The sequence below is a fragment of the Mycobacterium sp. UM_Kg1 genome, from assembly GCF_000972925.1.
Classification (GTDB): domain Bacteria; phylum Actinomycetota; class Actinomycetes; order Mycobacteriales; family Mycobacteriaceae; genus Mycobacterium; species Mycobacterium hiberniae.
This window is the reverse complement of record NZ_JRMK01000142.1, coordinates 1-8,677: the sequence shown is the minus strand read 5'-3', so window position 1 is coordinate 8,677 and position 8,677 is coordinate 1. Positions and strand designations below refer to the sequence as shown.

The following is an 8,677-nucleotide window of genomic DNA, read 5'->3' as shown; positions in this document are numbered from 1 at the left end:
AGAAGATGTCGTAGAGCCACCAGCCGATCACCGGGAACACCACGCCGGCGTAGCGCACATCGGCATACATGGTCATGTTGAACACGTAGCCGACCCAGATCACCACACCCATCCAGCAGGTCACCACCATCCACTGGTGGCCCCAGCGCTTCATCTGCAGGAACCCGATTGCCGCCGCGATGCGCATGGTGAAGACGGTGAAGATCAGGCCGACCTCCCAGCCCTTCTCGCCCGGGCCGGCGGCCCCGCCGATCCACAGCTCGTTGTAGTGCCAGAAGTAGCCGGCGTCGAACATCGCACCCCAGCCGTTGAGCAGCACCCGGGCCAGCAGGGTGTGGTTGGCCACCGTGTCCAGGGCCCACCCCACGGCGTTGATCGCGGCATCGATGATGACCAGGTAGCCCAGCAACGTCACGAGCATCGGCCGCACGGTCAGCCCGTCGCGTTGAGCCCTGCGCTGCAACCAGATTCCGCGCAGGAACAGCGGCAGGCCGAAGACACCGGCCGCCGCGGTACCGATCAGCATGCCGCCGCTGATCAGCCAGCGGTCGGCACGACGCTGAGCGGCATGGGACAGCTCGAGGTGCTCGTCCAGCCCGAGCCCGTCACGCTGATGCTGCGGTGCAGTAGGCAATAGCCACCCCTCGCGTCATTGGGCAACGTCTTCGACGCTAGGGGCATTACTGACTTAAGTCAATGACTTTCGGCCGACGCCCAGACCCCGCAGCGTTCTGTTCAGGTAGTCGGCGACCAACTCCGGACGCGTCGGCCAGGCGTGCGTGGTGATGAGCAGCGCGTAGAGGCCCAGCAGAAAGAACACCGCGCTGTTCATCGCGACCACATCGTCGTCGACTTCGCCCCGCGACCGGGCCATTTCGATGCGTTCGGCGATCAGATCGATCAGCGGGTGGTGCTCACCACTGTCGGCGGGCGGCCGGGTGGGCGAGAAGTGCAGCGCCAGAAACTCGGTGAACAGCGGATCGCCCAGGCGGCTCTCCAGGTCGATGACCAGGCGGGCAGATTCGGCCAAAACGCCCGAGAGGTCCTGGGGCGCAGCCAGGAACTTCTCGAACTGCTTGGCGATCCGCTCCTCCTCCCGGCGCTCGAGCTCCAGCAGCACATGCTCTTTGGTCGGGAAGTGGAAGAAGAACGTGCCGTGCGCGACACCGGCGGCGGCCACAATGGCGCCGACGTCGGCCTGGGCCATCCCGGTTCGCTTGAATTCGGCGGTCGCCGCACCGAGTAGGCGCTCCCGCGTCTGCAGGCGCCGGACCTCGCGCGCCGTCATCTTCCCCGGCCTGTCCGCCACGGCCATGCCCTGCCCCTCCGCTCGCCGACTCTGCACGCCTCGAAGTGATGACAGTATCGCCCCACCAGGAGCGGGTGCATTCGATGACTTAAGTCAGCGTCTGCGAATCTTGCAGGGCCCCGCGATCAGCCCCCGGGTGTTGTTTCAGCACCGGCGCGGGCCGTCCCCGCCCCGGCCGCGGCGGACCTTGCCTGCAAATGCTGCTTGTCCACCTTGCCGGTGGCGTTCAGCGGCAGCGCATCCACGAAGCACACCGAGCGCGGCACCTTGAATCCGGCCATCCGCTCGCGGCTCCAGGCGATCACATCCGCCTCGTCGATCTGCGCACCCGTCGCCCTGACCACGAACGCCTTGCCCACTTGGCCGAGTCGCTCGTCGGGCACCCCGATCACCGCGACGTGCGAGATCTCCGGATGCTCCAGCAGGAAGCCCTCGATCTCTGCCGGGTAGGCGTTGAAGCCGCCGACGATGAACATGTCCTTCTTACGGCCGACGATGCGCAACCGCCCGGCGTCATCGAGCGTGCCGATGTCGCCGGTGTGCAACCAGCCCGCTGCGTCGATCGCCTCGGCGGTCGCGGCGGGGTCGTCGAGGTAGCCGACCATCACGTTGTAGCCGCGCACCAGGACCTCACCGGTTTCCGCGTCGCCGGCGATGCGGACCTCGATGTCGGCGCAGGCCTGGCCTGCCGTGGTCGCGATGTCCTCGAACGAGTCGCCGGGGCGCGACGCCGTCACCGTGCCGGCCTCGGTGAGCCCGTAACCGGTCATGATGGACCGGAACGGCAGTTCGCTGCGGATCCGGCGGATCAGGTCCACCGGGATGTCCGCGGCCCCGGTGACGGCGGCACGCAGCGACGACAGGTCTCGATTCCCGCCCGCCTCCAGCAGCGACTGATACAGCGTCGGCGGACCGGGCAGCATGGTGATGCGTTCGGACTCAACGAGTTCCAGCACGGTCTCGGCGTCGAAGACCCGCACCGGCACCATGGTGGCTCCGCGGATGCACGCGGCGATGCAGCCCGCCTTGTAGCCGAACGTGTGAAAGTAGGGATTGACCATCAGATACCGGTCGCCGCGCCGCAGGTCGGCCAGATCGCACCATTCGGCATACAGGCGCAGGTTCTGCCGGTGGGTCATCATCACACCCTTGGGCCGGCCCGTCGTGCCGGAGGTGAAGATGATGTCGGCGATATCGTTGCCGTCGACCGTGCGGTGCAGCGGTGATCCGCTGCCCAGGAAGTCCGATTTCAGGTCGATCACCGGAACGCCGGCCGGTGCGCTGAAATCCACGCCGAGGAAGCCCTGCTCGGCCAGGACGAGCTTCGCGCCGCTGCGGCCGATGATGTCGTCGGCCTCGGCCTGCTTGAACCGGGTGCTGACCGGAACCAGCACCCCGCCCGCGGTGAGCAGCCCGAACGCCGCGATGATCCACGCCGCCGAATTCGGCGCCCAGACCGCCACCCGATCACCCTTGGCGACGCCCGCCTCGGCGAATGCGCCCGCCGCACAACGGACGCGGTCGGCCAACTCGGCGAAACTCAGGCGTGTCGAGCCGTCGACGATCGCCTCAGCGTCTCCGAAGCGATCGCCGGCACTGAGGACCATCTCGGGAATGGTCTGCCAGTGCGGCACCCTAGACGGTGACGAGCCGACCGAGGTTTCCGCCCATGATCTTGGCCTGGTCCTCAAGAGGCAGATGCGACAGCGCGGTGATGTAGTGGGTGGGCTCCGCCAGACCCTCCGGGTGCGGCCAGTCCGAACCGTAGAGCACCTGGTCCACACCGACCAGGTTGATCAGGTCGTCGATGCCCTCCTCATAGAACGGGCTGACGTAGATCCGGTTCTTGATCTCCTCCATCGGGTTGCCCAGGAACGCCTCGGGCGCCTTCCGGTAGACCTCGGCCATGGAGTCCAACAGCGGGAACATCCACTTGGAGCCGGCTTCCACAATGCCGACCTTGAGCTTCGGGTGCCGGAACAGCGCACCGTGGATCACCCAGGATGCGACCGCGTCCTGGATCGGGCGCCACTCGTTGAGGATGCCCATGGCGTTGGTCTGGAAGGGCAGCATCTCTTCGACGGCGCCGTCCCATTCCGAGGTGTACCGGGAGTAGCCGCTGTCCGACGAGTGCATTCCGATGAAGACGTCGTACTCGACGCACTTCTCCCAGAAGGGGTCGAACTCGGGCAACGCGAACGAACGCGGGCCGCGGAAACCGGGCACCGGCGCCGGCCGGATCAGGATGGCCCGGGCGCCGCGCTTGACCACCCACTCCAGCTCTTCGATGGCTTTCTCGACGATCGGCAGGGTGATGACCGGCGTGGTGAAGATGCGGTTCTGGTAGTTGAAGCCCCAGACCTCGTCCAGCCACTGATTCAGCGCGTGAACGATGACGTGGATGGCGACCGGGTCGTCGCGCAGCCGTTCCTCGATGAGACTGGCCAGCGTCGGAAACATCAGCGAGCGGTCGATGCCCAGCTCGTCCATCAGCTTCAGCCGGGGGGCGGGCTCGAAGAAGGCCGGGATGGACTTCATCGGCTCGCCGAACAGCTCACGCTTGCTCTTGCCGTCGGGGGTGCCGTACTTGAAGTACTCCTCCCACGCGCCCGGCTTGGCGACCACCGAGAACGTCGGGTTGGGGATGTAGTTGCTGATCTGGCCGCGGATGGCGATCTTGGTGCGCCCATTGACCTCGACGTACTGGACGATGTCCTTGTATTCCTTGGGCAGGTACTTGGTCAGCGCTTCCGGCGGCTCGTAAAGGTGATTATCCGCATCAAACAGGGGGAACGGTACGTCGACGCGATGTGACAGTTGACCCATGAAATGCTCCTTTTCGACTTGCGAGAATCATATTCTCACAGCGGTGTCGTTGCAACACGCTCGGCCAGCTGCCTGCGCACCAGGTACTTCTGCACCTTGCCGCTCGCCGTGCGCGGAAAGTCCTCGACTTCCTGCAGATCCTCCGGCCACTTCTGCCGCGCCACCCCTATGCGCTCGAAGTGTTCCCGCACATTCGCCATGGTCGGCATGGCGTGACCCGGCTTGACGCGCAGTACCGCGACCGCGCGCTCCCCCAGTCGCACATCCGGTACCGCCACCACGATCGCCTCGGCCACAGCCGGCATGGCCAGCAGGACATCCTCGACCTCAACCGCACTGATGTTCTCGCCACCGCGGATGATCACATCGGCCTTGCGATCGGTGATGGTCAGATACCCGTCGGCGTCGAGCACGCCGACGTCCCCGGTGTGATACCAGCCCTCGGCGTCGAACGCCGCCTCGGTCAGCGCGTCGTCGGTGTAGCCCAGACACAGGTCCGGGCCCCGGCTCAAGATCTCGCCATCGGGAGCCAGCCGCACCTCGACGCCGGGGCGGGCATCGCCGTCGGTGAACAGCCGTTTGTCCTCCGCCGCATCGGGGCGCGAGCCGGTGATCGACGGGTGTTCGGTGCTGCCGTAGGAGCGGAATACGAAGATGCCCAGATCGGCCAGCCGGCGGGTGACGGCGCTGGGCACCGTCGACCCGCCCAGGCCGACGTGGCGGATGTGCCGCAGATGCGCGTCGGTGAAATCCGGATGGTCGAGCAGGCTGGTGACGAAGTACGGCGGACCGCCGCCGATCGAAACCCCTTGCTCGGACATCAGCGCCAGCACCTTGGCCGGGTCCCAGACATCGGCAAGATCGATCGGCGCACCGTCGAGCACCGGGATCAAAAACGCGCCGACCATGCCGATGAAGTGTCCGACCGGGGTGGCGGTCAGCTGCCGCCCGCGGTCTGCCGGGTAGTTGGCCAGCAACTGGCGCGTCTCGCAGCACAGCGTCTGGTGACTGTGGATGACCCCCTTGGGGGCACGGGTGGTCCCCGAGGTGAACGCGATCAGGGCCGGCCCCGCCGGGTCGGTGTCGAGCGTGCCCGCCATCGGCTCGTCGGCGAGCAGATCCTCGAAGTCGACCACGCTCGCGTCGCTCCCACCCACCACGCTCGCATCGTTCCCACCCACCACCCCGACGATCGGGATGTCGGCGCACAGCTCAGGACGGAAGCACATCCGCCCGAACCGCTCGGCGGTGATGAACACCCGCGGACGGCTCGCGGCCAGGATGTAGGTCAGCTCCCGAGGACCGTAGAAGTGCACGATGGGCACCACCACCGCACCCAGAAACGCCGCCGCCCAGAACGCCGCGGCAGCCTCCATCCAGTTGGGCAACTGCAGGGCCACCACGTCTCCCGGACCGACGCCGCGGGCGCGCAGCCCCGCCGCCAACCGGCGGGCGACACGCTCCACATCGCCGAAACTGCCCCGCCATGGCCGCACGGCTGAATGCACCTCGAACCCGATGTCCGGGTTGGCCTCCAGGCCCGTAGAGAGCAGGTCACCGAGGGTTTCGCGGGTCCACCATCCCTGCTCTTCGTAGCGCCGAGCCAGGTCGGCAGGAATCTTTCGCATCGTGCCCGCGATGCTATTCTCCGTTTTTGAGAATGCCAATATCTTGAGTGGAGAGCCATGGGTCGCGACCGTCCGGACGAGCTGGATGTGCAACTGGATGACGGACTGGCGATCATCACCATCGACCGGCCCCACGCCCGCAACGCCATCGCCCCCGAGACCATGGAGCAACTCGACCGGGCGCTGGACAAAGTCGCCGGGGCACAGGCACTGGTGATCACCGGCGGCGGCGATCGCGCCTTTGTCTCCGGCGGCGATCTTAAGCAGCTCGCGGCGCTGCGCACCGAGGCCGAAGCTGCAGCCATGGCCTGGCGGATGCGCACGCTGTGCGATCGGATCGCGGCGTTTCCAGCGCCGGTGATCGCCGCGTTGAACGGCCACGCGCTGGGCGGCGGCGCCGAGGTCGCAGTCGCCGCGGACATCCGGATCGCGGCCGCCGACATCAAGATCGGGTTCAATCAGGTGTCGTTGGCGATCATGCCGGCCTGGGGCGGCGCCGAGCGGCTCGCCAAACTGGTCGGCCACAGTCAGGCGCTGCTGCTGGCCGGCACCGGGACCATGCTGGACGCTCCGGCGGCCGAACGGATCGGCCTGATCAATCGGGTGGTTCCCCGGGAATCCTTCGATGCCGACTGGCGCAGCTTGGCCCGGTCGCTGGCCAACCCCTCGGCGGGCGAGATCAAACGGGTGATCGGTGGCGCAGCGGCGGAGGAGGCGGTGGCCGCGTTCGCTCGGTTGTGGGTCGCCGACGCACACTGGGAAGCCGCGGATCGCCTCCAACAGGGCCGGAAGCAGCGCTAGTGCTCGACGGCCTCCGCGGCCAACGCGACGCCGAAGGGCGGCGCGTGCGGCGGCGGGTCGCCCTCGAGCCGCTGCAGCCAGCGCTCGACGAACTCGATGGTCTCGGCGTGGCCCAGGGTCATGCCCAAAGCCTCATGCTCGATGATCAGCATCCGCGAGGCGCTGGTCATCAGCACCATCAACACTGTCGGCGGGAACTCCACATCGTCGATGCCGTACCGCTCCAGCAGTCCGGCGACCGCCGCGATCTGTTCGGCGCGCAGCCGTTCGGCATACGAGGCGATCTCGCTGCGCAATGCCACACGCTCATTGGCGACGGTGATGAACTGCATGGTCAGCGCCGTCCACGCCGGATCGGTGTTGAATCGCCACAACGCCCACAGCGGCTGCGGCGACGCCAACGCCGCCGCCTGCTCGGTCAACCCCTGGTCGCCGCGCCGGCGAAACATCTCCAGGAACAGATCGTCCATCGTGCGGAAGTAGTAGTGCACGAGCTGGTGCTTCAGACCCGCTCGCTCGGCGACGCGACGCGAGCTCACCGCACCGGCGCCGGCAGTCAGCAGGAGCTCTTCTGCGGCATCGAGCAACAGGGTCCGGTTTTTGGCGTCCGGTGCCCCAATTCTGCGCTGCCCCTTAGCCGATTCGGACATCCGGTTCGCTCCGCATCGTTGTTGTCACCTTTACACCCTCGGCGGCCATCGTAGTGGCGTCGCGACCCTTGACCCCCAACCCCGCCCATGCTAAGCAGGTGCACAGCAGCTGTCACCCGTTCTGCAGAGAGGTCCACGTTGACTGACTTCGCGACGATCGATTTCTTCACCGATCAGTCCCTGGTACCCGATCCCCACCCGTACTTCGACTACCTGCGGGCCCAGAACCCGGTGACTCCGTTGGGTGTGTATGACGTGGTCGCGGTGACCGGTCACGAAGAGGCCAACGAGATCTACCGCGACTCCGACACCTATTCGAATCTGGTCGCGGTGGGCGGGCCGTTTCCGCCCCTGCCGTTCACCCCCGAGGGCGACGACATCAGTGAGCAGATCGAGGCGCACCGCCATCTGATGCCGATGACCGAGCACATGGTCACCATGGACCCGCCGATGCACACCAAAGCCCGGTCACTGCTGAGCCGGCTGCTTACGCCCAAGCGGCTCAAGGAGAACCAGGACTTCATGTGGCAGCTGGCCGACCGCCAGCTCGACTACTTCATCGACAGCGGCCGCTGCGAGTTCCTCACCTCCTATGCCCGGCCGTTCGCCCTGCTGGTGGTCGCCGACCTGCTCGGCGTGCCCGACGAGGACCGGCCGGCGTTCCAGCAGGTGCTCGGCGCACCGCAGCCCGGCGCCCGCATCGGTTCGCTGGACCACGAAGAACTGGCCCACGACCCGCTGGCGTGGCTGGACGACAAGTTCAGCCGCTACCTGCGCGACCGGCGGGAGACGCCGCGCGGCGACGTGCTGACCGACCTGGCCACCGCCACCTACGAAGACGGCTCGATTCCCGAGATCGCCGACGTGGTCAAGAGCGCCACGTTCCTGTTCGGCGCCGGGCAGGAGACCACCACCAAGCTGCTCAGTGCCGCGTTACGGTTCATGGCCGAGGACCCAGACCTGGTCGAGACGCTGCGCGCCGACCGCAGCAAGATCCCGAACTTCCTGGAAGAGACCCTCCGGTTGGAAAGCCCGGTGAAGACCGACCCCCGACTGGTACGCAAGACCACCACCCTCGGCGGCGTCGAACTCAAAGCCGGCACCGTGGTGGTGATGTTCCCCGGCGCGGTCAACCGCGACCCGCGCAAGTTCGAGAACCCGCACGAGCTGCGCATCGACCGGCCCAATGTCCGCGAGCACCTGGCGTTCGCACGTGGCAGCCACACCTGTCCGGGTTCACCGCTGGCACGCGCCGAGAGCCGCATCTCACTGGAGCGAATCCTGGACCGGATGACCGACATCCGGCTCAACGAAGCCCAGCACGGCCCGGCAGGCGATCGCCGGTTCACCTTCGAACCGACCTTCATCCTGCGCGGCCTGACCGAACTGCACCTGGAGTTCAGCCCGGTGGCCGCACCTGTCAGCGCCGGCCGGTGAACCGCTGCGCCTGTCTCTTATACACA

The 8,677-nt window shown here is 66.9% G+C and carries 8 protein-coding genes; 2 read left to right on the top strand and 6 right to left on the bottom strand.

Annotated features, from left to right (window positions below; all coding sequences use genetic code 11):
* The 5 genes from LI92_RS17495 to LI92_RS17475 all read right to left on the bottom strand — a co-directional run.
* Window positions 1-634 (bottom strand): hypothetical protein (locus LI92_RS17495; protein ID WP_046321110.1); only part of this gene is annotated, 634 nt, incomplete at its 3' end.
* A 54-nt stretch (window positions 635-688) separates the two neighbouring features.
* On the bottom strand, window positions 689-1,315 hold the full coding sequence (locus LI92_RS17490; protein ID WP_046321109.1) for a TetR family transcriptional regulator: 627 nt from the start codon (window positions 1,313-1,315) through the stop codon (window positions 689-691).
* A gap of 119 nt (window positions 1,316-1,434) precedes the next feature.
* Entirely contained in the window at window positions 1,435-2,943 is a 1,509-nt protein-coding gene (locus LI92_RS17485; protein WP_082109786.1) for a FadD3 family acyl-CoA ligase, read from the bottom strand.
* Window position 2,944: 1 nt separating this feature from the next.
* Window positions 2,945-4,135: an amidohydrolase family protein gene (locus LI92_RS17480; protein ID WP_046321108.1), complete on the bottom strand. Its 1,191-nt coding sequence runs from the start codon at window positions 4,133-4,135 to the stop codon at window positions 2,945-2,947.
* Between the two features lie 35 nt (window positions 4,136-4,170).
* Entirely contained in the window at window positions 4,171-5,763 is a 1,593-nt protein-coding gene (locus LI92_RS17475) for an AMP-binding protein (protein WP_046321107.1), read from the bottom strand.
* 57 nt (window positions 5,764-5,820) lie between these two features.
* On the opposite strand from LI92_RS17475, the gene LI92_RS17470 reads away from it, so the two are divergent.
* Window positions 5,821-6,564 carry an enoyl-CoA hydratase/isomerase family protein gene (locus LI92_RS17470; protein ID WP_046321105.1) on the top strand — a complete coding sequence of 248 codons (744 nt, stop codon included), beginning with the start codon at window positions 5,821-5,823 and terminating at the stop codon, window positions 6,562-6,564.
* Here LI92_RS17470 and LI92_RS17465 read toward each other — a convergent pair.
* Window positions 6,561-7,214, bottom strand: coding sequence for a TetR family transcriptional regulator (locus LI92_RS17465; RefSeq protein ID WP_046321103.1), 654 nt, complete (start codon window positions 7,212-7,214; stop codon window positions 6,561-6,563). The genes LI92_RS17470 and LI92_RS17465 overlap by 4 nt on opposite strands.
* A gap of 138 nt (window positions 7,215-7,352) precedes the next feature.
* On the opposite strand from LI92_RS17465, the gene LI92_RS17460 reads away from it, so the two are divergent.
* Window positions 7,353-8,651: a cytochrome P450 gene (locus LI92_RS17460; protein WP_046321101.1), complete on the top strand. Its 1,299-nt coding sequence runs from the start codon at window positions 7,353-7,355 to the stop codon at window positions 8,649-8,651.
* Window positions 8,652-8,677: the final 26 nt, after the last annotated feature.